The organism is Streptomyces sp. SLBN-8D4 (assembly GCF_049739545.1).
GTDB lineage: Bacteria > Actinomycetota > Actinomycetes > Streptomycetales > Streptomycetaceae > Streptomyces > Streptomyces canus_C.
On the sequence record NZ_JBMGQC010000001.1, the window covers coordinates 6,338,453 to 6,361,451 of the forward strand.

Annotated in this window: 20 protein-coding genes and 1 pseudogene; 10 read left to right on the forward strand and 11 right to left on the reverse strand. The window is 72.6% G+C overall.

The genetic code is table 11. The features are described from left to right. Nucleotides 1–10 precede the first annotated feature (10 nt). Nucleotides 11–1,114, reverse strand: coding sequence for a mechanosensitive ion channel family protein (locus RKD20_RS28750; protein WP_424880236.1), 1,104 nt, complete (start codon nt 1,112–1,114; stop codon nt 11–13). 282 nt (nt 1,115–1,396) lie between these two features. On the opposite strand from RKD20_RS28750, the gene RKD20_RS28755 reads away from it, so the two are divergent. After that, nucleotides 1,397–1,933 (forward strand): HNH endonuclease, encoded by a 537-nt coding sequence (locus tag RKD20_RS28755; protein ID WP_020116449.1) that lies wholly within the window; start codon nt 1,397–1,399, stop codon nt 1,931–1,933. Nucleotides 1,934–2,023: 90 nt separating this feature from the next. On the opposite strand, the pseudogene RKD20_RS28760 reads toward RKD20_RS28755, so the two are convergent. The 3 genes and pseudogenes from RKD20_RS28760 to RKD20_RS28770 form a co-directional block, all read right to left on the reverse strand. Continuing rightward, nucleotides 2,024–3,407, reverse strand: a pseudogene (locus RKD20_RS28760) (FtsX-like permease family protein). Next, nucleotides 3,404–4,102 (reverse strand): ABC transporter ATP-binding protein, encoded by a 699-nt coding sequence (locus RKD20_RS28765; RefSeq protein ID WP_424880237.1) that lies wholly within the window; start codon nt 4,100–4,102, stop codon nt 3,404–3,406. The pseudogene RKD20_RS28760 and the gene RKD20_RS28765 overlap by 4 nt, the downstream one beginning before the upstream one ends. Further along, a complete protein-coding gene (locus RKD20_RS28770; protein WP_424880238.1) occupies nt 4,099–4,632 on the reverse strand; it encodes a PadR family transcriptional regulator in 534 nt (177 codons plus the stop codon). Before RKD20_RS28770 ends, RKD20_RS28765 begins: the two co-directional genes overlap by 4 nt. Before the next feature lie 211 nt (nt 4,633–4,843). On the opposite strand from RKD20_RS28770, the gene RKD20_RS28775 reads away from it, so the two are divergent. The 3 genes from RKD20_RS28775 to RKD20_RS28785 all read left to right on the forward strand — a co-directional run bounded on the left by RKD20_RS28775 (nt 4,844) and on the right by RKD20_RS28785 (nt 7,489). Further along, nucleotides 4,844–5,056, forward strand: coding sequence for a hypothetical protein (locus tag RKD20_RS28775; protein ID WP_037900058.1), 213 nt, complete (start codon nt 4,844–4,846; stop codon nt 5,054–5,056). Continuing rightward, the gene (malQ, locus tag RKD20_RS28780) at nt 5,057–7,111 is read left to right on the forward strand and encodes a 4-alpha-glucanotransferase (RefSeq protein WP_424880239.1); all 2,055 of its coding nucleotides are present in this window, start codon (nt 5,057–5,059) and stop codon (nt 7,109–7,111) included. 81 nt (nt 7,112–7,192) lie between these two features. After that, a complete protein-coding gene (locus tag RKD20_RS28785) occupies nt 7,193–7,489 on the forward strand; it encodes a hypothetical protein (RefSeq protein ID WP_020116443.1) in 297 nt (98 codons plus the stop codon). Between the two features lie 251 nt (nt 7,490–7,740). Here the strand turns inward: RKD20_RS28785 and RKD20_RS28790 are convergent, their stop codons facing one another. After that, the gene (locus tag RKD20_RS28790; protein WP_424880240.1) at nt 7,741–8,307 is read right to left on the reverse strand and encodes a TetR family transcriptional regulator; all 567 of its coding nucleotides are present in this window, start codon (nt 8,305–8,307) and stop codon (nt 7,741–7,743) included. A gap of 154 nt (nt 8,308–8,461) precedes the next feature. On the opposite strand from RKD20_RS28790, the gene RKD20_RS28795 reads away from it, so the two are divergent. Then, nucleotides 8,462–9,925, forward strand: a complete 1,464-nt coding sequence (locus RKD20_RS28795) for an FAD-dependent monooxygenase (protein ID WP_424880241.1) — start codon at nt 8,462–8,464, stop codon at nt 9,923–9,925. Here the strand turns inward: RKD20_RS28795 and RKD20_RS28800 are convergent. Continuing rightward, nucleotides 9,922–10,431, reverse strand: coding sequence for a MarR family winged helix-turn-helix transcriptional regulator (locus RKD20_RS28800; RefSeq protein WP_020116440.1), 510 nt, complete (start codon nt 10,429–10,431; stop codon nt 9,922–9,924). The two genes, RKD20_RS28795 and RKD20_RS28800, sit on opposite strands and share 4 nt — an antisense overlap. A gap of 103 nt (nt 10,432–10,534) precedes the next feature. On the opposite strand from RKD20_RS28800, the gene RKD20_RS28805 reads away from it, so the two are divergent. Both RKD20_RS28805 and RKD20_RS28810 read left to right on the forward strand, forming a co-directional pair. Then, a complete protein-coding gene (locus RKD20_RS28805) occupies nt 10,535–11,485 on the forward strand; it encodes an EamA family transporter (protein WP_424880242.1) in 951 nt (316 codons plus the stop codon). An 84-nt stretch (nt 11,486–11,569) separates the two neighbouring features. Beyond that, nucleotides 11,570–12,913, forward strand: coding sequence for a sigma-70 family RNA polymerase sigma factor (locus RKD20_RS28810; RefSeq protein ID WP_424880243.1), 1,344 nt, complete (start codon nt 11,570–11,572; stop codon nt 12,911–12,913). 20 nt (nt 12,914–12,933) lie between these two features. Here RKD20_RS28810 and RKD20_RS28815 read toward each other — a convergent pair whose 3' ends face one another. Next, the gene (locus RKD20_RS28815) at nt 12,934–13,173 is read right to left on the reverse strand and encodes an IS110 family transposase (RefSeq protein ID WP_424880244.1); all 240 of its coding nucleotides are present in this window, start codon (nt 13,171–13,173) and stop codon (nt 12,934–12,936) included. A 212-nt stretch (nt 13,174–13,385) separates the two neighbouring features. On the opposite strand from RKD20_RS28815, the gene RKD20_RS28820 reads away from it, so the two are divergent. Next, the gene (locus tag RKD20_RS28820) at nt 13,386–14,144 is read left to right on the forward strand and encodes an SDR family NAD(P)-dependent oxidoreductase (RefSeq protein ID WP_424880245.1); all 759 of its coding nucleotides are present in this window, start codon (nt 13,386–13,388) and stop codon (nt 14,142–14,144) included. Here the strand turns inward: RKD20_RS28820 and RKD20_RS28825 are convergent. Then, the gene (locus RKD20_RS28825) at nt 14,113–15,300 is read right to left on the reverse strand and encodes a hypothetical protein (protein WP_424880246.1); all 1,188 of its coding nucleotides are present in this window, start codon (nt 15,298–15,300) and stop codon (nt 14,113–14,115) included. The two genes, RKD20_RS28820 and RKD20_RS28825, sit on opposite strands and share 32 nt — an antisense overlap. After that, entirely contained in the window at nt 15,297–16,619 is a 1,323-nt protein-coding gene (locus RKD20_RS28830; protein WP_424880247.1) for a HesA/MoeB/ThiF family protein, read from the reverse strand. The genes RKD20_RS28825 and RKD20_RS28830 overlap by 4 nt, the downstream gene beginning before the upstream one ends. Before the next feature lie 315 nt (nt 16,620–16,934). Between RKD20_RS28830 and RKD20_RS28835 the strand changes: the two genes are divergently transcribed. After that, entirely contained in the window at nt 16,935–18,182 is a 1,248-nt protein-coding gene (locus RKD20_RS28835; RefSeq protein WP_424880248.1) for a M14 family zinc carboxypeptidase, read from the forward strand. 147 nt (nt 18,183–18,329) lie between these two features. Here the strand turns inward: RKD20_RS28835 and pepN are convergent, their stop codons facing one another. Further along, complete coding sequence (gene pepN / locus RKD20_RS28840; RefSeq protein WP_424880249.1) at nt 18,330–20,906, reverse strand: aminopeptidase N; 2,577 nt, start codon at nt 20,904–20,906, stop codon at nt 18,330–18,332. A 149-nt stretch (nt 20,907–21,055) separates the two neighbouring features. Between pepN and RKD20_RS28845 the strand changes: the two genes are divergently transcribed. Continuing rightward, the gene (locus tag RKD20_RS28845) at nt 21,056–21,529 is read left to right on the forward strand and encodes a DUF1203 domain-containing protein (RefSeq protein WP_424880250.1); all 474 of its coding nucleotides are present in this window, start codon (nt 21,056–21,058) and stop codon (nt 21,527–21,529) included. A gap of 408 nt (nt 21,530–21,937) precedes the next feature. Here the strand turns inward: RKD20_RS28845 and RKD20_RS28850 are convergent, their stop codons facing one another. Next, a complete protein-coding gene (locus tag RKD20_RS28850) occupies nt 21,938–22,954 on the reverse strand; it encodes an aspartate-semialdehyde dehydrogenase (RefSeq protein WP_424880251.1) in 1,017 nt (338 codons plus the stop codon). Between the last annotated feature and the right edge of the window lie 45 nt (nt 22,955–22,999).

Here is a 22,999-nt window from a genome sequence, read left to right on the forward strand (position 1 = left end):
GAGGGGCGCTCTACTTCGGCGCCGGGCGCTGGGCCGGGGTCGAGACGAGCGGGGAGGCCGCGGCGTGCTGCGGGGAGTCGGAGTTGGAGAAGACCGACGGGGCCGCGACCGCAGCGGCCGGGTCGTCGGACTCCCCGTCGGCGGGGACGGTCGCGCCTCCGACGATGCGGATGTCCGCCGCGTCGAAGGCGCGCTTGATGCGCCAGCGCAGCTCGCGCTCGACCGTGAGGGACTTGCCGGGCATCGTCTTGGCGGAGACCCGCACGACCATGGAGTCCAGCAGGACGCTGTCCAGACCGAGGACCTCGATCGGGCTCCACAGGAGCTCGTTCCAGGGCTCCTCCTTGCTCATCTTCTCGGCGACCTCGCCCAGCACCCGCTTGACCTTGTCGAGGTCCTCGGAGGCCCGCACGGTCACGTCGACGCCGGCCGTCGCCCAGCCCTGGGAGAGGTTGCCGATGCGCTTGACCTCGCCGTTGCGGACGTACCAGATCTCACCGCTGTCGCCGCGCAGTTTGGTCACGCGGAGGCCGACCTCGATGACCTCGCCGGAGGCCACGCCCGCGTCGATGGTGTCGCCGACGCCGTACTGGTCCTCCAGGATCATGAAGACACCGGAGAGGAAGTCCGTGACGAGGTTGCGGGCGCCGAAACCGATCGCCACACCCGCGACACCGGCCGACGCCAGCAGCGGGGCCAGGTTGATCTCGAAGGCACCGAGGATCATCAGGGCCGCGGTGCCCAGGATGGCGAAGCTGGCCACCGAACGCAGCACCGAGCCGATCGCCTGGGAGCGCTGGTGACGGCGCTCGTTGTTGACGAGCAGACCGCCGATCGAGGTGCCGTCGACCGCCTGGGCGGTGCGGTTCATCCGGTCGATCAGCTTGGTGATGGCCCGCCGCACGACCATTCTCAGCACTCCGGCGATCACCAGGATCAGCAGGACCCGCAGACCGATCGCCAGCCAGGTCGACCAGTTCTGCTCCACCCAGCTCGCGGCGTTGGTCGCGCTCTCCTGGGCGTCCTGGAGACTCGGCACGGCCGGCGTCGACGTCTCCGAGGGAGACGGCGACGGCGACGGACTCGCGGCCAGTAGGACGGCGGACAAGGACACGGCAGGTACCTCCAGGTGCTGCGTCTGCTTTCCGGTACGGCGGTCAAGGTCACGAAAAGGTCACCGGTAAAGCAGGCTCACCACACTAACGGTGCATCGTGTGTGGATCGTTGCAATGTTCGGGGGAGAGACGGCTCTCACCTGGGGATGAAGAAACGTGTGGTCGAAAACACTCCCAGCCCGTTACCGGCACATGGTGGCGTTTCTCCCGGCCGAGAGGGGAGACTGACCTCAGTTCGTCCCGGCGCGAGCCACGCGCCGCCGACGCCCAAGGAGGCATCCGTGCCGCATGTCCTGGTACTCAACGCGTCGTACGAGCCCCTCGGCGTCGTACCGCTCCGCCGCGCGCTCGTCCTCGTCCTGGAGAACAAAGCGGTCTCCCTTGAGGAATCCGGCGCCTTCATGCACAGCGCGACCGTCACAGTCCCCGCACCCAGCGTGGTCCGGCTCAAGCGATTCGTCCGGGTTCCCTATCGGGGGCCCGTTCCTCTCACCCGCAGGGCGCTCTTCGCCCGCGACGGGGGCCGGTGCATGTACTGCGGTGGCGTCGCAACCAGCGTCGACCACGTCATCCCGCGCAGCCGCGGGGGCAAGCACGTCTGGGACAACGTGGTGGCGTCCTGCCGCCGGTGCAACCACGTGAAGGCCGACCGACATCTGTTCGAAATCGGCTGGCGGCTGCGCCACAAACCCGCTCCGCCCACCGGTCTGGCCTGGCGCATCATCGGCACCGGCCACAGGGACCCGCGCTGGCTGCCGTACTTGCAACCGTACGGCGCGGAGGACGCCATGGCCCGGATCGACGGCATCTCAGCCTGACGACGATCCGGGCCTTTGTGTTGCCGCACACGACGGCTCGGATCCGGTCCCGGAGGTCCCCCGTGCCTCCGGGACCGGAAGATCAGCGCGTCAGGCGTGCCTGAGTTCCGCCGGGCGCACCGAGCGGCGCAGCAGCGGCAGTGACGTGGCGGCGGCCAGCAGACAGGCCGCGTACACCGCGAGCGGGACCAGGAGAGCGGCGTACGGCAGGACCGTGCCCGACCCGTGCGAGGCCAGCGAGGCGTACCAGAAGCCGATCGCCGTACCGCCCACGCCCGCCACCGCGACCGCGGGAGCCAGCGGCAGCGCGGTCTCCAGAAGCAGCGCCCTGGCAAGCACCCGTTGGGGCACCCCGGCGGCGACCTGGACGGCCAGGCCCCGGCGTCGGGTGGCGAGGGACTCCACAGTGCCCACGGCGAGCCCCGTCAAGGTCAGAGCGAGGGCGACGAGGATCGCGGCGGCCGTCAGGTCGATGCCGGTCGTGTAGTACCCCAGGTCCGTCGACAGCGTCCCCTCGCGGCGCATCGTGTGCAGGGTCTCCAGCAGCACCTGGCGCACGCCCACGAAGCCCGCCCCCACGACCGTCACCAGCAGCACCGCGGCATGCGTACGGGCGGCTGCCCACGGGTCCTCCCGCAGCCGCTCGGCCGCGATCAGCAGCGCCGGGCTCTGGGCGCGGGACGCCAGGACCCCGCCCAGCCGCCGGGCCGTCGTACCGGCCAGGGACACCGTCGCGGCCCCGACGAGCAGGACCACGACGAACAGCGCGGGCGGCCCGAGGGCGAGGCGGACCGGGCCGCCGGTGAACGTCGACAGGCCGACGAGCAGCCCCGCGACCCCGAGCAGCGCGCTCACCGCCCGCAGGGCCCGCCCCGGACCCAACACGGGCCGTACCCGCCGCACCCAGCCCAACGGTGAGGCCACCACACGTCGCAGCGACAGCACGCTCACGGCCGCGCCCAGCACCGGTACGGCCACGGCGACCAGGGCGAACCCGGCCCAGGCGAGCGCGGCGGGCCGGGCCCACAGGTGCAGCAGCAGCGGTACGCCGAGGGCCGTGGCGGTCAGCGAACCCGCCAGGCAGGCCGGTCCCGACTCCAGCGCCGCGATCCGCCGCACCTGCCACGCATCGGCCCCGCGCCAGCCGCAGCGCGGCCAGCCGCCGGTCCCGGTGCACCGCACCGATGCGCGCGCACTGCCCGAGGAACCCGAGCACCGGCACGAGCAGCAGCGCCATGACGACACTCACGTTCCGCCGGTCGCTCGCGGAGTTGAGCAGTCCGTCCCCGAAGGACACCGAGTAGTACCCGTCCAGGGAGTTCAGCGCGACGATCGCCAGCCCGATCCCCGTCGCGAGCGCCGCCCCGCCGGCCGTGAGCCCGATGCGCCACCACTCCCGCCGGTCCGAACCGCGGGTCAGCAGCCAGGCCATCCGCAGATCGGCACCCAGACGTGCCTTCGGGCCGGCGCTCATGCCGTCACCCCCACCGGCATGACGGCCCCGTCGGCCATCCGCACCTCGCGGTCCGCGTACGCGGCCACCTGGGCGTCATGGGTGATCAGCAGGACCGCCGTGCCCGACTCGCGGGCCGTGTGGACCAGGGCCGTCATGACCTGCTCGCTCGCCAGGGAGTCCAACGCGCCGGTCGGCTCGTCCGCGAAGACGATCTTCGGTCCGGTGATCAGGGCGCGGGCCAGCGCGGTCCGCTGGGCCTGGCCGCCGCTCATCTCGCCGGGCCGCAGTCCGGCCTGGCCGCGCACCCCGAAGCGTTCCAGCCACTCACCGGCCCGCGTGTGGGCGTCGGCGCGGGTCAGGCCCGCGAGCAGCAGCGGCAGCGCCACGTTGTCGATCGCCGTCAGCTCGGGGATGAGCTGCCCGAACTGGAAGACCACGCCGAACTCCGTGCGGCGCAGCTCGCTCAGCCGCTTCTCGGGCAGGCGGTCGAGGCGCTCACCGCCGTAGGACACCGCACCCTCGTCCGGCCCGACGATCCCGGCCAGGCAGTGCAGCAGCGTCGACTTCCCACTGCCGCTGGTGCCGGTGACGGCGAGGATCTCGCCGGCGTCCAGCCGGACCGAGGCGCCGCGCAGGGCCTCCGTCGGGCCGTACGCCTTGACGAGCCCGCGCCCTTCGAGAAGTGGCACCGTGATGTCCCCCTTGGTGTTCATGCCGAGTCGACCTCCGCGGTCAAAGTGGTGAGCCGGGCCGCCGTGGTGGTCATCCAGCGGAGATCGGCGTCGAGGTGGTTGAGGGCGTAGTCCGCCGAGAGCACGGAGGCGAGGTCGGCCCCCTTGGCGGTCTTGACCGCCGTGAGCTCCCGCATCCGCGCCATGTGGGCGGCGCGCTGGGCCCGCAGATAGGCGTCCGGGTCGCCGCCGGACAGGATCGAGACGACGACCTTGGAGAAGATCTCGTTGGTCACGAAGGGCGCGGGCGGGGCGATCTGCCCGGCCCACTCGGCCAGTTCACGCGCGCCCGCCTCGGTCGAGCGGTACCTGGTGCGCTCGGGGCCGCCGTCGGAGTCCGTGCCCTCGACCTCGGCGAGACCGTCCCGGACCAGGCGCTGGAGGGTCGTGTAGACCTGCCCGTAGGCCAGTGGACGGGCCTCGGGGAAACGGTCGTCGTGGCGTCGCTTGAGGTCGTAGCCATGGCTCGGCCCTCCGGCGAGCAGCCCCAGCAGGATGTGGCGGATGCTCATGGCGATCAGTATGCATCACGTACATGTACTGAGTGAATAGTGATCACCCGAGATGGTGTTCCACGGACGGCCGGCGGACGATCGGTGGACGGGAGCGACAGAGCAACGGAACATGACGAAAAGCACGTTCTCCCCTCTGGTACGTCTGTCGTCGCGTCCTGTGGGTAGGGCTGCGGTAACCCCCGTCGTCGTACTCGACAAGGAGGCCCCCGTGGCCGCATCGGCACCCCTTCTGCTCCCGGCCCTGTCCAAACCCGAGGCGCCCGCTGAGCACTTCTGTGTCTTCAGCGCCGAGGGCGCCTGCACCGAGACCCCGCTCACCAGCGAACCACCCCTGCCCGACGCCGAGCCCCTCACCAGCGAGCCGCCGCTCGCCGACGCCGCCGCCCTGACCAGCGAGTCCGACGCATACCTGGAGCCGTAGATGGTGGCGCCCCCCGGTCCGGAGCTGTCCCGGCTCGCCGAGTCGTACGGCATCGCCACGTCCTACCGACCCTCCCCGGACCGCACGGTCGCCGCCTCCGCCACCGCCGTCACCCTGACCCTGGCCGCCCTCGGCGTCGACGCCGGCGACCCGGCCGCCGCTCTCGCGGCGCGGGAACGCGAACTGCGCGCGCGCCTGCTGCCGCCCACGGTGGTGTGCTGGAGCGGCAGCCCGCCCGCCTTCGTCGCCGACCTGCCCCAGGGCACCCGGCTGCACATCACCACCGAACAGGGCGAGACCCGCGCCGCCGCCGACCAACTCCCGCCCGGCGTCCACCGGTTGACCGCCACCGCGCCCGACGGCCGCACCGGCGACGCCCACCTGATCGTGGCCCCGCCGCGCCTGCCCGCGCCGCCGGGGCGGTCGTACGGCTTCCTCGTCCAGCTCTACTCCCTGCTCTCGCACCGCTCCTGGGGCATGGGTGACCTCGGCGACCTCGCCGAACTGACCTCCTGGGCGGGGCGTGCGCTCGGCGCCGGCTTCGTCCAGGTCAACCCGCTGCACGCGGCCGTGCCCGGCGCCCCCACCGACCCGTCCCCCTACCGGCCGTCCTCGCGCCGCTTCCCCGACCCGGTGCACCTGCGGATCGAGGACATCCCCGAGTACGCCCAGATCGCCGGCTCCGAGCGGCTGCGGACCCTGCGCGAGCGGGCCGGGCGGCTGCGGGAATCCGTGCTGGAGAAGGGCGCGCTGATCGACCGGGACGCGGTGTGGGAGCTGAAGCGGGAGGCGCTCGAACTCGTCCGCGAGGTCCCGCTCGGGCCCGGCCGCCGCGCCGCCTACGCCGACTATCTCGCCGAGGGCGGCCAGGCGCTGGAGGATCACGCGACCTGGTGCGCGCTGGCCGAGGCGCATGGCTCGGACTGGCGCGGCTGGCCCCCCGGTCTGCGCGACCCGCGCTCCGCCGAGACGGCCCGCGCCCGCGGTGAGCTGATGGACCGCGTCGACTTCTTCAGCCGCCTCGCTTGGCTCACCGAGAGCCAGCTCGGCGCGGCCCAGCGCACCGCGCGGGAGGCGGGGATGCCGGTGGGCGTCGTCCACGACCTCGCGGTGGGCGTGCATCCCGAGGGCGCGGACGCGTGGGCCCAGCAGGCGTACTTCGCGGACGGGATGTCCGTGGGAGCGCCTCCGGACGCCTTCAACGCCCGCGGCCAGGACTGGGGCCTGCCGCCGTGGCGCCCGGACCGGCTGGCGGAGTCCGGCTACGCGCCGTACCGGCAGCTGCTGCGGGCCCTCTTCCGGTACGCCGGCGCGCTGCGCATCGACCACGTCATGGGCCTGTTCCGGCTGTGGTGGGTCCCGCAGGGGCAGCCGCCCACGGAGGGCACCTACGTCCGCTACGACGCGGAGGCGATGCTCGCCGTGCTCGTCCTGGAGGCCTCGCGGGCCGGGGCGCTGGTGATCGGCGAGGACCTCGGCACGGTCGAGCCCGGCGTGCGGGAGGCGCTGCGCGAGCGGGGGGTGCTGGGGACGTCGGTGCTGTGGTTCGAGCGGGACTGGGAGGGCGACGGACGTCCGCTGCCGCCCGAGCGGTGGCGGGCGGACTGCCTGGCGACGGCGACCACGCACGACCTGCCGCCCACGGCCTCACGACTCACCGGGGAGCACGTCGAACTCCGCGACGGGCTCGGCCTGCTGACCCGGCCGCTGGACGAGGAGCGCGCGGAGGCCGCCGCGGACACGGGTGAGTGGCTGGAGCTGCTGGCCCGGCTCGGGCTGCTGCACGGCACCGGCGGCGGCGCCGACCCCTCCACCGAGGAGGCCCAGATCCAGGCCGTGCACCGGTACCTGCTGAACACCCCGGCCCGCATGGTCGGGATCTGGCTGCCGGACACGGTGGGGGACCGCCGGCCGCAGAACCTGCCGGGGACGTGGGACCAGTATCCGAACTGGCGGCTGCCGATCGCGGACGGGGAGGGGCGGGCGATGACGCTGGAGGACCTGGCGGCCTCGGCCCGCCTGCACGCCTTGGTGGAGGTGTTGCGGGCACCGTAGGGGCGGGCGCCCACGGACCGGGGGCGCCTCATACGGCACCCCGGACGCGCGGCCCGAACCGCCGTTGGATACTTTGACTCCGTGGACAAGAAGAACGCCCTGCGCGCCGGCGCCCTGGTGGCCGGTACGACGCTGATGATGCTGCTCATGTCGTCCCCCGCCTCCGCGCTGACCCGCGACGACGGCGACGACCCCGGCACGGGCCTGAGCGTCATCGAGACGCTGGGCCTCTTCGTCGTGGCCCCGCTCGTGCTGTTCGGGGTCATCGCCGGTCTGGTGATGGTCCTGGACAAGTCCAAGGAAGAGCACCGGGTGACCAGCCGCAACATCAGGACCAAGCCCGCCGAGGCCGAGGCCAAGGCCGGCTCGAAGGCCTGACCCACATTTTCCGGGGCGTCGAGCTCGGGCTCTCTCCGGGCGTCGGCCTTCCCTTGTCGAGACCGCTGAGCTCGGCATCTCGGAGCGCTGAGCTCGCCTTTCCGGGGCCGGTGACGTCGGCTTTCCCGGGGCGCTGAGCTCGCCTTTCTCGGGGCGCAGGCTTCGTCTTTTCCGGGGCGTCGTTCCCGCCGTACGTACGCGCGTCAGCTGTATCAGCCGTACGTGGGCGAGGCCGGCGCCCCGGCGCGTTCTCAGGGGCTCGGCGCGGTGAGGTAGCGCTGCACCGTGGGCGCCAGCCACGCCACGACCTCCTCGCGCGCCAGCGCCACGGTCGGCGGGAACCGCAGGACGAACCGGGTCAGCGCGAGCCCCAGCAGTTGCGTGGCGGCCAGCGCGGCCCGCGCGGGAGCCTGCTCGGGGTCCGGACACACCCGCAGGGCCACCGGCATCACCTGCTCCCGGAAGATGCCCTGCATCCGCTCCGCCCCCGCCTGATTGGTCGCGCCGACCCGCAGCAGCGCGGTGAGCACCTCGTTCTCCTCCCAGAGGTCGAGGAAGTGCGACACGAGTGCGCGGCCGATGTCGTGCCGGGGCAGTGAGCCGGGCTCCGGCAGTCTCAGGTCCACGGAGACGGCCGCCGCGAACAGGCCCTCCTTGTTGCCGTAGTAGCGCATCACCATGGACGGATCGATGCGAGCGTCCATGGCGATGGCGCGGATGGTGGCCCGCTCGTAGCCGTCGGCGGCGAAGCGCTCGCGGGCCGCGGCGAGGATCGCGTCGCGGGTGTCGTCGGAGCGGCGGCGGGGTGTTTCGTTCATGCCGACAATCGTAGGTCAACGACTGTTGGCCAACAAGTGTTGACGCGGTGCCGGGGTGGCGCTACCTTCGTCAACAGGCGTTGGCCAACAAACGTTGGCAATGAGATGTCGGCAACAAGTGTTGGCAAGCAAGTGTTGGCAACAGGAGGCCACCATGAACGGCACCCCCGTGATCGGCACCCCCACCGTGATCGTCGTCGATTCCGGCCCCACCGGGCTGCTGCTGGCCGGTGACCTGGCCACCGCCGGCGTCCCCGTCACCGTCGTCGAGAGGCGCCCGCACCGGATCAGCAACCTCTCCCGCGCCTTCGTCCTGCACGCCCGCACCCTCGAACAGCTCGATGCCCGCGGTCTCGCCGACGACCTGGAGGCGGCAGGGCAGCGCCTGGACAAGCTGCGCCTGTTCGGCGACCTGACCATCGGCCTGGACACCCTCCCCTCCCGTTTCCACCACCTCCTGGTCCTGCCGCAGTACGAGGTCGAGAAGGCCCTGGAGCGGCGGGCCGTGGAGGCGGGCGTCGACTTCCGGTACGAGACCGAGGTGACGGGGCTGTCCCAGGACGAGAACGGCGTGACGGTGCGGGTCAAGGGGCCGGACGGGGTCCTGGAGCCCCTGCGCGCCGAGTACCTCGTGGGTGCCGACGGCATGCGCAGCGCCGTACGCGACGCGATCGGGCTGCCCTTTCCCGGCCGTTCGGTGATCCGCTCGGTGGTCCTGGCGGATGTCCGCCTCGCCGAGCAGCCCGAGACCCTGCTCACCGTCAACGCCGTGGGTGACGCCTTCGCCTTCATCGCCCCCTTCGGCGACGGCTACCACCGGGTCATCGCCTGGAACCGCGCCCGCGACCTCCCCGACAGCGAGCCCCTCGACCTCGACGAGATCAAGGAGGTCACCCGTCTCGCCCTGGGCCGCGACTTCGGGATGCACGACGCCCGCTGGATGTCCCGCTTCCACAGCGACGAACGCCAGGCGCCCGCCTACCGGGTGGGCCGGGTCTTCCTGGCCGGCGACGCCGCCCACGTCCACACCCCGGCCGGCGGGCAGGGCATGAACACCGGCCTCCAGGACGCGGCGAACCTGAGCTGGAAGCTGGCCCAGGTGGCGGGCGGCCACGCGGGCCCCGAACTCCTGGACACCTACCAGTCCGAACGCCACCCCGTCGGCAAGGCCGTCCTCCGCAGCAGCGGCGGCATCGTCCGCCTCGCGATGGCCAAGCGCCCCTGGGAGCTTGCCCTGCGCGCCGCCCTCACCACCGTCCTCGACCACGTCGGCCCGGCCCGCCGGCGCATGCTCGGCCAACTCACCGGCATCGGCTACCGGTACGCGGCCCCCCGCGGCTCCCACCCCCTGACCGGCACCCGGGTCCCCGACGTGTCCCTCGCGGACGGTGGCCGCCTCTACGAGTCCCTGCGCGGCGGCAGGTTCGTCCTGATCACCCCCGAGCCGGAGGCCTACGGCGACTGGGGCGCCCACAAGGACCGCCTCGCCGTGGAGCGCTGGGCGACCTCCCGCCGTACGACCGTCCTGGTGCGGCCCGACGGGTACGTGGCGTGGGCGGCGGACGAGGCGGACACCGGGGTGGTGGGGGCAGCGCTGGCCGCCCGGGTGGGCCGTTAGTGCTCCGAGTCCTGGGTGCCCGCGAGCAACGTCCGCAACAGGTCGGCCAGTTGGTCGGCCTGTTCGTCGTCGAGGGGGGACAGGGCCGCCGTCTGGGCGGCCAGGCCCGCTGCCACCGCCTCGTCGATGACGGCCAGCCCCTTCTCCGTCAGGGTCACCTGGAGGCCCCGGCGGTCGTGGGGGTCGGGGGAGCGGCGCAGGAGGGCGGCGCGTTCCAGTTTGTCGAGGCGGCCTGTCATGCCGCCGGTCGTGAGCATCAGGGTCGAGGAGAGCTGGCGAGGGGAGAGGGTGTACGGCTCGCCGGCGCGGCGGAGGGTGGCGAGGACGTCGAACTCGCCGCGGGAGATGCCGTAGGGGGCGTACACCTTCTCCACGCGGTCGCCCATGGCGCGGGAGAGGCGGTAGATGCGCCCGAAGACCTCCATGGCCCTGGTGTCGAGGTCGGGCCGGACGGTTGCCCACTGCTCGATGATCGCGTCGACGGCGTCCTTGCGCTGTGCACTCATGCACCGAGTATCCGCAGGCTTCGGCTCGCCCGCAAGAAAGTAGCTTGCGGAAAAGTAGCTTAGGGGTAAGCTACTTTCTCGTAAGCCAATAGAAGGGGGAGTCATGAGGAAGCCGACCGCCAACCGCCCCGCCACCATCCTTCTCACCGCCCTCGCCCCCGTCTCCTGGGGCACCACCTACGCCGTCACCACCGAGTTCCTCCCCGCCGACCGGCCGCTGTTCACCGGCATGATGCGTGCGCTGCCCGCGGGGCTCGTGCTGCTCGGTCTCGCCCGGGTGCTGCCGCGCGGTGTCTGGTGGGGGAAGGCGGCCGTGCTCGGGGCGCTGAACATCGGGGCCTTCTTCCCGCTGCTGTTCCTGTCGGCGTACCGGCTGCCGGGCGGGATGGCCGCGGTGGTCGGCTCGGTGGGACCGCTGATCGTCGTCGGGCTGTCGGCCGTCCTGCTGGGGCAGCGGCCCACCGCCCGGAGCGTGCTCACCGGACTCGTCGCCGCGTTCGGCGTCAGCCTGGTCGTGCTCAAGGCGGCCGGGGCCCTCGACGCCGTCGGAGTACTCGCGGCGCTCGCGGCCACCGCCTCCATGTCCGCCGGTACCGTGCTGACCAAGCGCTGGGGCCGCCCCGAGGGCGTCGGCCCGCTCGCCCTCACCGCCTGGCAGCTCACCGCCGGCGGCCTGCTCATCGCGCCGCTCGCCCTCCTCGTCGAGGGCGCCCCGCCCGCGCTCGACGGGCGTGCGGTCGGCGGCTACCTCTACCTCGCGCTGGCGAACACGGCGGTGGCGTACTGGCTCTGGTTCCGCGGCATCGGCCGCCTGACCGCCACCCAGGTCACCTTCCTCGGCCCGCTGTCCCCGCTGACCGCCGCGGTCGTCGGCTGGGCGGCCCTCGGCCAGACGCTGACGCCGGTGCAGCTGGCGGGCATGGCGGTGGCCTTCGGTGCGACGGTGGTGGGGCAGTTGGGGGTGTGGCCGCCTGCCCGGTCGGCGTTCGGTTCTGCCGGGCGGGAGCATCGCGAGGCGCCTGCGGATCTGCGGCTTCCGACGCCCCGCCGATAGCGGGCCCACGCGCCGCGGGGGCGTTGTAACGTCACTCCGACACCGTCACTCCGACACCGCGTTACGAAACTCCCGGAGGCGCACGTGGCCACAGACGTCTGCGCGGTGTGCGGGAAGCCGCTCGCCGCGCGAGCCGGCCGCACCGGACGCGGCTCCGTGTACTGCTCCGCCGCCTGCCGGCAGAAGGCCTACCGGGAACGGCGGCAGCCCCAGGGCCTCACCGTGCAGGGCCTCATCGACGACATCGGGCGCCGGGCGGGGCAGCTGGCGCCGCAGCCCGTGGACGCCCTCTACTCGACCGTCACCGAACTGTCGGAATCGGTCGCGCGGTTGAGGCGGGTGGCCCGCACGGTGCGCGACACCACCCAGGCCGCCGCCGGGGATTCCGTCACAGCCGACCCCGTTACGCAACTCCCCGAAGCCGCCCCCGTCACGCACCTCACCGAAACCGAGTTCGGCGCCCTCACCGAGCAGTACCGCCGTGAGATCCAGGTGCACTGCTACCGCATGACGGGGTCCTACGACGAGTCCGAGGACCTGGTGCAGGAGACCTTCCTGCGGGCCTGGCGAGCGCGGGACGGATTTCAGGGGCGGGCGAGCGCGCGGACCTGGCTGTACCGGATCGCCACCAACGCCGGCCTGGATCTGCTGCGGCGGACCGCGCGCCGCCCGCAACGGTACGAACCGGTGCCGGGGATGAACCACGGCGACGGGGAACCGCCCACCCGTATCACCTGGTTGCAGCCCTACCCGGACGACGAGACGCCCCTCACCGAGGAGCACGAGCAGCCCGAGTCCGCCGCGGTCTCCCGCGAGACCCTGGAGCTCGTCCTCCTCGCCGCGATCCAGCATCTGCCCCCGCGTCAGCGGGCCGCGCTCGTCCTGCGCGACGCCCTCGGGCTGACCGCCGCCGAGACCGCCGAGGCCCTGGAGACCAGCGTGGCCTCCGTCAACAGCGCGCTCCAGCGGGCCCGGCCCACCCTGCGCGCACACCTGCCCCGGGAGCGCTCGGACTGGCGGGCCACCGTGCCCACGGAGGCCCAACAGGCCGTACTGGACCGGTACATGGCCGCCGTCGGACGCCTCGACTTCGCGGCGATGGCCGAGCTGCTCACCGAGGACGTCACCCTCACCATGCCGCCGAACCCGTTCTGGTTCGTCGGCCGGGACGCCATCATCGACTTCGTGCGGGTCAGCCTCGATCCCGCCTCCCCGATGTTCCTCGGGCACTGGCGCAGCCTGCCCACCCGGGCCAACGGCCAGCAGGCGGCGGCGCACTACGTCCGCAGGCCGGGTACGAGCGTCTACCGGGCCCAGGTCCTTGACGTCCTGCGTTTCACCGACCAGGGCCACGGCGACCGCATCGCGGAGATCACCTCCTTCGAGCCGCACCTCTTCCCCGCGTTCGGACTGCCCCTGCGGCTCTGACCGACCGACGAGCGGCGAACCTACCGACGAGCGGCGACCGACCGACGAGCGGCGACCGACCGATGAGCATCCGCGGAGCCGTACGTCTGCATGGATGTCACGTACGCACCACTTCCAAGGAGCGCGGTCAGGATGGCCGACTCGTCATTGTCGATCTTCTTGGACCACAAGGTGGCACCGGTCTCGTCGACCACGGCCGCCCAGTGGTGGCCCTTGCCCGCGTCGACACCGGCCCAGACCTGGGCTTTCCGCTTGCTCACGTGCCCCTCCTCACACCGCTCGGCGTGCCGTCGGCCCGAGGAACACCCCGCTGTCATCTCCGTAATCAGCGACCGCACACGGCGCGCACATCTCAATCAGCAGCCAGGGCGCCCCGGAGAACCGGACGGCCACTCCTTGTGAGCCACAACTGACAAGCCACCATCAGCCACATCCGGCCCTCCCGGGCCGCCTAACAACTTACGGAGTCACCATGCTGCTCACCGACAAGACCGCGATCGTCTACGGCGCCGGCGGTTCCATCGGCGGGGCCGTCGCCCGGGCCTTCGCCGAGCAGGGCGCGAGGGTCCACCTCGTGGGCCGTACCCGCACGACCCTGGAGGCGGTGGCCGCCGACATCAAGGACGCCGAGGTCGCCGTCGTGGACGCGCTGGACGAGGCGGCCGTGGAGGCGCACGCCGAGCAGGTCGGGGACATCGACATCTCCATCAACCTGGTCACGCGCGGCGATGTGCAGGGCGCGCCGCTGACCGACATGGCGGTCGACGACTTCATGAGGCCGGTCGCCGACGGCCTGCGCGCCAACTTCCTCACCGCCCGCGCCGCCGGACGCCGGATGGCCGCGCGCGGCTCGGGTGTGATCCTCGCCCTCAACAGCGGTTCCGCGCACGGCAGTCCGATGATGGGCGGCACCGGTCCGGCGGACGGGGCGATCGACACGCTCGTGCGCAACCTGGCCATCGAGCTGGGGCCGCGCGGGGTGCGGGCGGTGGGCCTGTGGGCGGCCGGGGTGCCGGAGACGTTCACCGTGGAGAAGCTCTCCGCGGTCAACCCGGCGATCGACGAGAGCGCCGTCCAGGGCATCATCGACCAGCTCGCCGGGATGCGCATGACCCGCCGCAACCCCACGCTCGCCGAGATCGCCGCCACCGCGGTGTTCCTCGCCTCCGGCCAGGCGGGCGGCATCACCGGCACGTTCGTCAACGTGACGGGCGGGATGGTGTCCGTCTGAGCCGACGGCCCCGCCACCAGGTGCGCAGCCACAGGGCGTGCAGGCCGCCGAGCGTGACGACGACGGCGATCCCGTCCAGCCGGTCCCAAGTCGACTCCGCGGCGACCGACTTGGCCATCGCCCGGGCGAGGAGCGTGACGTCCGCGGGCAGCGTGACGGCGGCGAAGAACGCGAGACACAGCGTGGTGCCGACGACCAGCACCACGCTGTACGCGCGGACGGCCCGTCGTTCGTGCGCGGGCAGTCCGAGGCTGGGGTCCGGCTCGTCGGTACGGCGGCTCCGGCGCCGCAGCAGCCGCCGGGCCCGGTACCTCGTGTACGCCACCCCGTCCCCGAACAGGTCGCGGCAACGGGTCAGGTCCTGGAGGACGAAGTACAGGTCGGTGCGCATGAAGACCATGAGCTGGAAGGGCAGGGGGAGCAGCGCGAGCAGGGCCACGGCGGCGAGGACGCGGCGGGGTGCGCCGGTGGTGGCGCCCGCGGCGAGGGCGGCCAGGGACGCGGCCGTGAGGTTGGTCGCGATGCCGGCGAGGTAGGCGGTCAACCGGTGGCGGCGCGGGGCGAGTTCGATCCCGCTGATGTCCGTCTGCATCACCAGGAACTGCAGCCGCGTGCCGAGCCGTATCCGCCCCGCCACCCCGGTCGCGCGGGCGGTCAGCAGATGGGCGCACTCGTGGAGCAGCAGCAGGCTCCAGCCGACGGCCGCGCCCAGGGCGACGACCGCGCTGCCGTGCGCGCTCCACAACAGGGTCCGGTAGTCGAGCGGCACGGGGGGCCGGGTGAGCAAGGTGACCGCGATCAGGACGGCGAGGGCCACGGGAACGGCGGGGCTGAGCAGCCAGCGCACCCGAGGGGGCCGTATCCACGCCAACGTCGGGGCCGGGGGCGGCTCCTGATCGATCGCGCGGCCGTCGACCTCCGCCACGAACCCGAGTCCCAGCAGGGCCTCCACGAAGTCCGGTACGTCGATGTCGTCGCCGGTCCGGGTGCGGAGCCGTTCGCCGACCTCGGCCGGGGTCAGGCCCTGGTCGAGCAGATCGAGGGCCTGCTTGCCCACCTCCGGCAGGGCGACGAACCGGCCGGTCGCCCTGCGGCCCACGATCCACTCGTCACCGTCGGGACGGGAGTCCAGCGCGTGCAGCCGTACCCGGTTCACGCACGCTCCCCGCACGCCGGGCAGTCCAGGTGGCGGGGGGTGCGCTGGTGGACGGGGTCGCCGGGGAGCATGAGGTTCACACCGAAGCGGAAGCCCGGCTCCATCGCGGGGATCCCGGTCAGCAGGGCGAGGGCGGCATGCGCGAGCAGGGCCCCCGAGAGCCCGGCGGTGACGGCACTCGCCGGGTTCCACGGCATCCGCGGCGACGCGGTCTCCGGGTCCTGCCCGGGCCCGAGCCGCAGATCGCGCCGGGCGATCTCCCCGTCCCGCAGACATTCCCAGCAGGCCCCCTGACCGGGCACGTACACCCCGGCGGTCACGAGAGGCCCCCGGTATCCGGCGTCGACCCACGGCAGCCCGGCCGCCAGACAGGCCCGGTTGGTCCACCGGCGGATCGCGTCGGGGCGGTCGGCGGCGAGGACGAGGAGGTCGTAGGGGGAGGAGGACACCGGCCGCGCGAGCTTCTGCGGGCCGGCTTCGGCCGCTGCGGGCGGCCCGGCCTCGGTCCCGGCGGGCGCGCAGGTATGTCCGGGGCCCGCGTCAAGGCTCCGGTGACCGCCGCCGGAGCCCGGGCCGGTGGCCCCCGGCGGTCGTGCCGGGCACGGCAGCCGTTCCGCCCGCTGTGGTCCGGCCAGCAGCTCCGTCAAGTCCTCCTGGCCCGACACCTCCCTCCGCTCCCCGGTCACCGTCACGTCCGAGTTGAGCGCCCGCAGGGTTGCCACCGCCGCCTCCACCTTGGGCCGGCCGAGGTCGTACTCGCGGTACAGGGGCTGGCGGTTGAGGTTGGAGAGTTCGACCACGTCCGGGTCGACGCAGTGGACGTGGCCCACACCGGATGCGACCAGGGCCTGGGCCGCGTGGCCGCCCGTGCCGCCGACTCCGATCAGCAGGACCCGGGCCTCGCGCAGGCGGAGCTGGGCGTCCCAGGGGCTGGTGCGAGGGGCCAGGTCCATCCAGCGGAGCAGCGGGACGCCCCGGCTGTAGCGGTCCTGTTCGCCGGGCGGCACCGGCACGGGCGCCTCCGCGTCGTCCACGAAACCGGCGGCCAGCAGGTCCGCCATCGCCTGGCGGGCGTCCGCGCCGGACAGCTCCGGGTGCCCGCGCAGGACCTCGGCGACCACCTCCGACGGCCCCCGCGTCCCGTCCATCGCCTCGACGAGCGTCCACACCCAGCCCTGCGGGTCCGCGATCTCCGCGCCGATGCCGTGGATCACGCTGCCGACGCGGACATTGCCGTCGACCGTGCGGTAGGCGCGGTGCTCGGGCTTGATCCGGGGCCGCCGGAACGCCTCGACCGTCACCGCCGCCGCCTCCGTCATCAGGGCCCCCTGCCCGTCACACGTACACCTCCTTGACACTCTGACTCCCTCGGCACAGCCTTGACAAGAGCGGTCAGCGATCGCTTCGGAAAGGTCAAATCCCGTACGAATGCGAGGAGTTGAGATGCCGACAAAGATCGTGATCCGCCCCTTGGACAAGAAGGAGACCACGGGGGACAGCGGCGGCAACGGCGGCAGCTGAGAGGAGCTCACATGCCGGTCAAGATCGTGATTCGCCCGCTGGACAAGAAAGAGACCACTGGGGACAGTAATTCCCAGGGTGCTTGATCTGATCACCAGCGTGGGAGGACCGGCGTGCGGACTTCGCTCTATCCGGCAGTCGACGAACTGGAGCGAAGGGCCCGCACGCTGGTCCGCGCCGCACCCGGCCTGCTGCGGCTGAGCCAGGTCGGACAGAGCCGGGCCGGGCGCCCGCTGTGGCTGCTGTCCGCCGGACACGGCGAGCGCCACATCCTCGCCGTCGCGGGCGCGCACGCCAACGAACCGGTGGGCGGCGCCTCCGCGTTGCGGCTCGCCGCCCTGTTCGCCCGCAGGCCCCACCTGCTCGAACTCCTGGGCTGCACCTGGCACTTCCTGCTCTGCCTCGACCCCGACGGGGCGCACCTCGCGCACGGCTGGCAGCCGGAGGAGCCGGAGCCCTCGCTGACGGAGTGTCACCGGCACTTCTACCGGCCCGCGTTCGCCCGTCAGCCGGAGTCCCTGCCCGTGCCTCCCGGCAAGCCGCTCCCCGAGTCGGCCACGCTCGTCCGGCTCCTCGACGAGCTGCGGCCCCTCGCCCAGTTCACCCTGCACGGCATCGAGTTCGGCGGTGCCTTCGTGATGATGACGCGGGAGCTGCCCGGCGCCGCGGCCGCCTTCCGTGAGACCGCCGCGCGGCTGCGCGTCCCCGTCGACCGGCATCCCGTCGACGGCCCCGACTGGCGGCTCGACCCGCCCGGCGTCCTGGTGCTGCCCGACGGCCACGGCGAGGGCGAACGCGACCCGAGCGGGTACGTCGCCGAGAGCACCTGGCTCCATCCGCGCCGCCACGGCACCCTGACCACCCTGATCGAGGCCCCCGCCTGGGCCGTGCCCTCGGTGAGCGACGCCCGGCCGGTCACCGACCCGGACCGCGAGGCCGCCCGGCTGGGGGAGGTGCTGCTGGGCCGCACCCGGGAACTCGCGGCCGTCCTCGGGACACGGCTCGACACGGCCGGACCGGAGGATCTGGCGCCGCTGCGGGTCGCCGCGCGGGAGCTCCTCGACGTGGCGCCGTCGATCGTGGCGAGCTGGGCGGCGGAGGAACCCGGGCGGTTCCACGGCCACTTCGCCAGCCGGGGGATCTCCGCCCGCCGTATCCCGCTCAGGGTGGCGGCGATGGCGAGCCGCGCCCTGGCCCGCACCGACCCCCGGACCGTCGAGATCCTCGACGACCTGGTGCGCGAGTGGAGCCAGGAGCTGGAGAAGACGTACGACCTGCGATGGGTGCCGGTGGCCGCGCAGACCGGGCTGCACGTGCGGACGATGCTGAACACGGCCCGGCTGGTGTGCGGGGGTGGTTGAAGCGGGCCCGCGCTCGACCTCGGTCCGCCTGCGCATGCGGACGATGCTGAGCACGTCCCGGGCGGTGCGCCGGGACGCCTGCACCCCCGGCACTGCCTGCGCGGGGCGGGAGACGGACGACCGGAGCCGTCCGCCTCCTGCCGGGTCCTACTGGTCCGCCAGCGAGTCAGCCGCCTGGGCCTTCAGCGCGCGCTCCACGCCCGCGCGGGACTCCGAGACGAGCCGGCGCAGGGCCGCGCTCGGCTCGGCCGTGGCCAGCCAGGCGTCCGTCCTGTCCAGGGTCTCCCGGGAGACCTGGAGCGAGGGGTAGAGGCCGACCGCGATCTGCTGCGCGATCTCGTGCGAGCGGGACTCCCAGACGTTCTTGAGCGCCTCGAAGTACTTGTCCGTGTACGGCGCGAGCAGCTCCCGCTGATCGGTCTGCACGAAGCCGCCGATGACGGCCTCCTGGACCGCGTTGGGCAGCTTGTCGGACTCGACGACCTGCGCCCAGGCCTCCGCCTTCGCCTCCGCGGCCGGCCGCGAGGCACGGGCGGTCGCCGCGTGGCGCTCACCCGCCGCGGTCCTGTCCCGCTCGTACTCGGCGGCGATCTCCGACTCGTCGTAGCGGCCCACGGAGGCCAGCCGCTGCACGAACGCCCAGCGCAGCTCGGTGTCGACGGCCAGGCCCTCGATGACCTGGGACCCGTCGAGCAGCCCCTCCAGCAGGTCCAGCTGCTCCGGCGTACGGGCCGTCGCCGCGAACGCCCGCGCCCATGCCAGCTGGTGGTCGCTGCCGGCCGCCGCGGACCGCAGGTGGGCCAGCGTGGCGTCGGTCCAGCGGGTCAGCAGGGCCTCGCGAGCCGTGGGGGCGGCGTACAGCTCGATCGCCAGCTTCACCTGCCGGTGCAGCGACTGCACGACACCGATGTCGGACTCCTTGCCGATACCGGAGAGGACGAGGGAGAGGTAGTCGCGGGTCGCGAGCTCCGCGTCCCGCGTCATGTCCCACGCCGACGCCCAGCACAGCGCGCGCGGCAGCGACGACTCGAAGTCGCCCAGGTGCTCGGTCACGAAGGCCAGCGACTGCTCGTCGAGGCGGACCTTGGCGTACGACAGGTCGTCGTCGTTGAGGAGCACGACCGCCGGACGGCGCTTGCCGACCAGCTGCGGTACGGCCGTCAGCTCGCCGTCGACGTCCAGCTCGACGCGCTCGTCGCGGACCAGCTTGCCGCTGTCGTCGTCGAGTTCGTACAGACCGACGGCGATGCGGTGGGGGCGAAGGGTCGGCTCACCCTTCGCGCCCGCCGGGAGCGCGGGGGCCTCCTGACGGATGGCGAAGGAGGTGATGACACCGTTGCCGTCCGTCTCGATCTCCGGGCGCAGGATGTTGATGCCGGCCGTCTGCAGCCACTTCTGCGACCAGGTGCCGAGGTCACGGCCGGAGGTCTCCTCCAGCGCGCCCAGCAGGTCGGACAGCCGGGTGTTGCCGTACGCGTGGCGCTTGAAGTACGCCTGCACCCCGCCGAAGAACTCGTCTTCGCCGACGTAGGCGACGAGCTGCTTGAGAACGGAGGCACCCTTGGCGTACGTGATGCCGTCGAAGTTGACCAGCACGTCGTCCAGGTCGCGGATCTCGGCCATGATCGGGTGCGTGGACGGCAGCTGGTCCTGGCGGTACGCCCATGTCTTCATGGAGTTGGCGAAGGTGGTCCAGGAGTGCGGCCACCGGCTGTCCGGGGCGTACGCCTGGCAGGCGATGGAGGTGTAGGTGGCGAACGACTCGTTCAGCCACAGGTCGTTCCACCACTCCATGGTCACGAGGTCGCCGAACCACATGTGGGCCAGCTCGTGCAGGATGGTCTCGGCGCGCATCTCGTACGCGGCGTCGGTCACCTTGGAGCGGAAGACGTACTGGTCGCGGATGGTGACGGCACCCGCGTTCTCCATCGCGCCCGCGTTGAACTCGGGCACGAACAGCTGGTCGTACTTCTTGAACGGGTACGCGTAGTCGAACTTCTCCTGGAACCACTCGAAGCCCTGCCGGGTCACCTCGAAGATGGCGTCCGAGTCGAGGTGTTCGGCGAGCGAGGGGCGACAGTAGATGCCCAGCGGCACGGACTGGCCGTCCTTCTCGTACACGCTGTGCACGGAGTGGTACGGGCCGACGATCAGGGCCGTGATGTACGACGAGATCCGCGGGGTCGGCTCGAAGACCCAGACGTCGTCCTTCGGCTCCGGGGTCGGGGAGTTGGAGATGACCGTCCAGCCGGTCGGCGCCTTCACGGTGAACTGGAAGGTGGCCTTCAGGTCCGGCTGCTCGAAGGAGGCGAAGACGCGGCGGGCGTCCGGCACCTCGAACTGCGTGTAGAGGTACGCCTGCTCGTCGACCGGGTCGACGAAGCGGTGCAGGCCCTCACCGGTGTTGGTGTACGCGGCGTCGGCGACGACCCGCAGGATGTTGCGGCCCTCCAGCAGGCCGGGCAGCGCGATCCGGGAGTCCTTGAAGACCTCCGCCGGGTCGAGCGGGTCCCCGTTCAGCGTGACCTCGTGAACGGTGGGAGCGACGAGGTCGATGAAGGACTCCGCCCCGTTCTCGGCCACGTCGAAGCGCACCGTGGTCACGGACCGGTAGGTACCGCCCTCCTGCGCGCCGGAGAGGTCGAGATCGATCTCGTAGGACTCGACGCTCAGCAGCTTCGCCCGCTGCTGAGCTTCGTCGCGAGTCAGGTTTGTGCCAGGCACGCGGTCATCTCCTCGTTATGTGTAGGTTCGGCGGTTCGGTCATCCTTCCACGAACTGTCTCCCACGGATCGGGGGATTACCCTGCGGTTCGGGGCCGCCCCGTCCGATTCCCGCCGGTCATCCGTGTTCGGCCGCGCCAGCCTGGTCCCATGACGACCTACACCGCACGTCCCGTGGACGCCGTCGCCCTCAAGGAACTCCGCTCCGCCGACGACGCCGGCCGCCCCCCGGCCCCCTTCCCGGACGAGGGGGGCGGTGCCCCGCTCCGCTGCTGTCTGCGCCGCAGTCGGCCCGGTGAGCGGATCGCGCTCGTCTCCTACGCGCCCCTGCGCCGCTGGGCGGCCGGGACCGGCGCCGAGCCCGGGGCGTACGACGAGCAGGGGCCCGTCTTCATCCACGGCGACGAGTGCGCGGGGCCGGACGGGCGCGACGGATACCCCTTCGCCAACGCTCACCGGACCGTCCGCCGCTACTCCGCCGACGGACGCATCCTCGGCGGTGAGCTGGTCGAGGCTCTCGGCGACGACGCCTTCCGAAACGCGTTCGACGACCCGTCCGTGGCGCTCGTCCACGTCCGGGCCGTCGAGTACGGCTGTTTCCTCTACGAGGTGCGCAGACCGTAGGGCGCCTGTCCGGGGCCTGCCGCGTCGGCCCCACCGGGGCGTACGGCTCCGGCGGCCCGGCCGGCAGACGCCTGTTTCCGGCAGTCGGGGATTCGCTGCGCCGCGTCGCGCTCCGGGTCCTTGTGCGGGGGCGCCGTCTTGGCCTGCGCGGCCCGGTCGGGGTGCACCGGTGACGTGGCGCGGGGGCGCCCTGGATATGTGCTTGTTCCGGCGGCAGACGCCCGTTTCCGGCAGTCGGGCACACGCTGCGCCGCGTCGCGCTCCGGGTCCTTGCGCGGGGGCGCCGTCTTGGCCCGCGCGGCCCGGTCGGGGTGCACCGGTGACGTGGCGCGGGGGCGCCCCGGCGACGCGCTCGCCCCGGCAGGCAGGTGCCGTTTCCGGCAGCCCGCCCGATGAGTCCGACAGGCGTCAGCCCTTGAGCTCCGCCGCCACCAGCTCCGCGATCTGGACCGCGTTCAGCGCGGCGCCCTTGCGGAGGTTGTCGTTGGAGATGAACAGGGCCAGGCCGTTGTCGACCGTCTCGTCGCGGCGGATGCGGCCGACGAAGGAGGCGTCCTGGCCCGCGGCCTGCAGCGGGGTCGGGATGTCCGAGAGGGTCACACCGGGGGCACCCGCCAGGAGCTCCGTCGCGCGCTCCGGGGAGATCGGGCGGGCGAAGCGGGCGTTGACCTGGAGGGAGTGCCCGGAGAAGACCGGGACGCGCACACAGGTGCCGGAGACCTTCAGCTCGGGGAGCTCCAGGATCTTGCGGGACTCGTTGCGGAGCTTCTGCTCCTCGTCGGTCTCGTTCAGGCCGTCCTCGACGAGGTTGCCCGCGAAGGGGAGAACGTTGAAGGCGATGGGCCGCTTGTAGACCTGCGGCTCGGGGAAGTCGACCGCCCCGCCGTCGTGGGTGAGCTTGTCCGCGTCGGCGGCGACCTTCTGCACCTGGCCGTGCAGCTCCGCCACGCCCGCGAGGCCCGAGCCGGACACCGCCTGGTAGGTGGTGGCGATCAGCGTCTGAAGGCCCGCCTCCGTGTCCAGCACCTTCAGGACCGGCATCGCGGCCATGGTGGTGCAGTTCGGGTTGGCGATGATCCCCTTGGGGCGGTCCGCGATCGCGTGCGGGTTCACCTCGGAGACGACCAGGGGGACCTCGGGGTCCTTGCGCCAGGCGGAGGAGTTGTCGATCACGACCGCGCCCTGCGAGGCGACCTTCTCGGCCAGCGCCTTCGAGGTCGCGCCGCCCGCCGAGAACAGCACGATGTCCAGGCCGGTGTAGTCGGCCGTCGCCGCGTCCTCCACCGTCACGCCGTCCAGTACCGAGCCCGCCGAGCGCGCGGAGGCGAACAGGCGCAGCTCCGTGACCGGGAAGTTCCGCTCCTTGAGGATCCCGCGCATGACCGTGCCGACCTGTCCGGTGGCTCCGACGATTCCGACCCTCACGGTGACTCCCTATCTCTTCGCACTGTCTCTGCGCACTTGACCGAC

Coding starts and splice junctions, on each gene's coding strand:
- malQ (WP_424880239.1), top strand. CDS start 5,057: ATGGTGGCGCCCCCCGGTCCGGAGCTGTCCCGGCTCGCCGAGTCGTAC.
- RKD20_RS28765 (WP_424880237.1), bottom strand. CDS start 4,102: ATGAACACCAAGGGGGACATCACGGTGCCACTTCTCGAAGGGCGCGGG.
- RKD20_RS28805 (WP_424880242.1), top strand. CDS start 10,535: ATGAGGAAGCCGACCGCCAACCGCCCCGCCACCATCCTTCTCACCGCC.
- RKD20_RS28830 (WP_424880247.1), bottom strand. CDS start 16,619: ATGACGGAGGCGGCGGCGGTGACGGTCGAGGCGTTCCGGCGGCCCCGG.
- RKD20_RS28845 (WP_424880250.1), top strand. CDS start 21,056: ATGACGACCTACACCGCACGTCCCGTGGACGCCGTCGCCCTCAAGGAA.
- RKD20_RS28790 (WP_424880240.1), bottom strand. CDS start 8,307: ATGAACGAAACACCCCGCCGCCGCTCCGACGACACCCGCGACGCGATC.
- RKD20_RS28800 (WP_020116440.1), bottom strand. CDS start 10,431: ATGAGTGCACAGCGCAAGGACGCCGTCGACGCGATCATCGAGCAGTGG.
- RKD20_RS28820 (WP_424880245.1), top strand. CDS start 13,386: ATGCTGCTCACCGACAAGACCGCGATCGTCTACGGCGCCGGCGGTTCC.
- RKD20_RS28795 (WP_424880241.1), top strand. CDS start 8,462: ATGAACGGCACCCCCGTGATCGGCACCCCCACCGTGATCGTCGTCGAT.
- RKD20_RS28770 (WP_424880238.1), bottom strand. CDS start 4,632: ATGAGCATCCGCCACATCCTGCTGGGGCTGCTCGCCGGAGGGCCGAGC.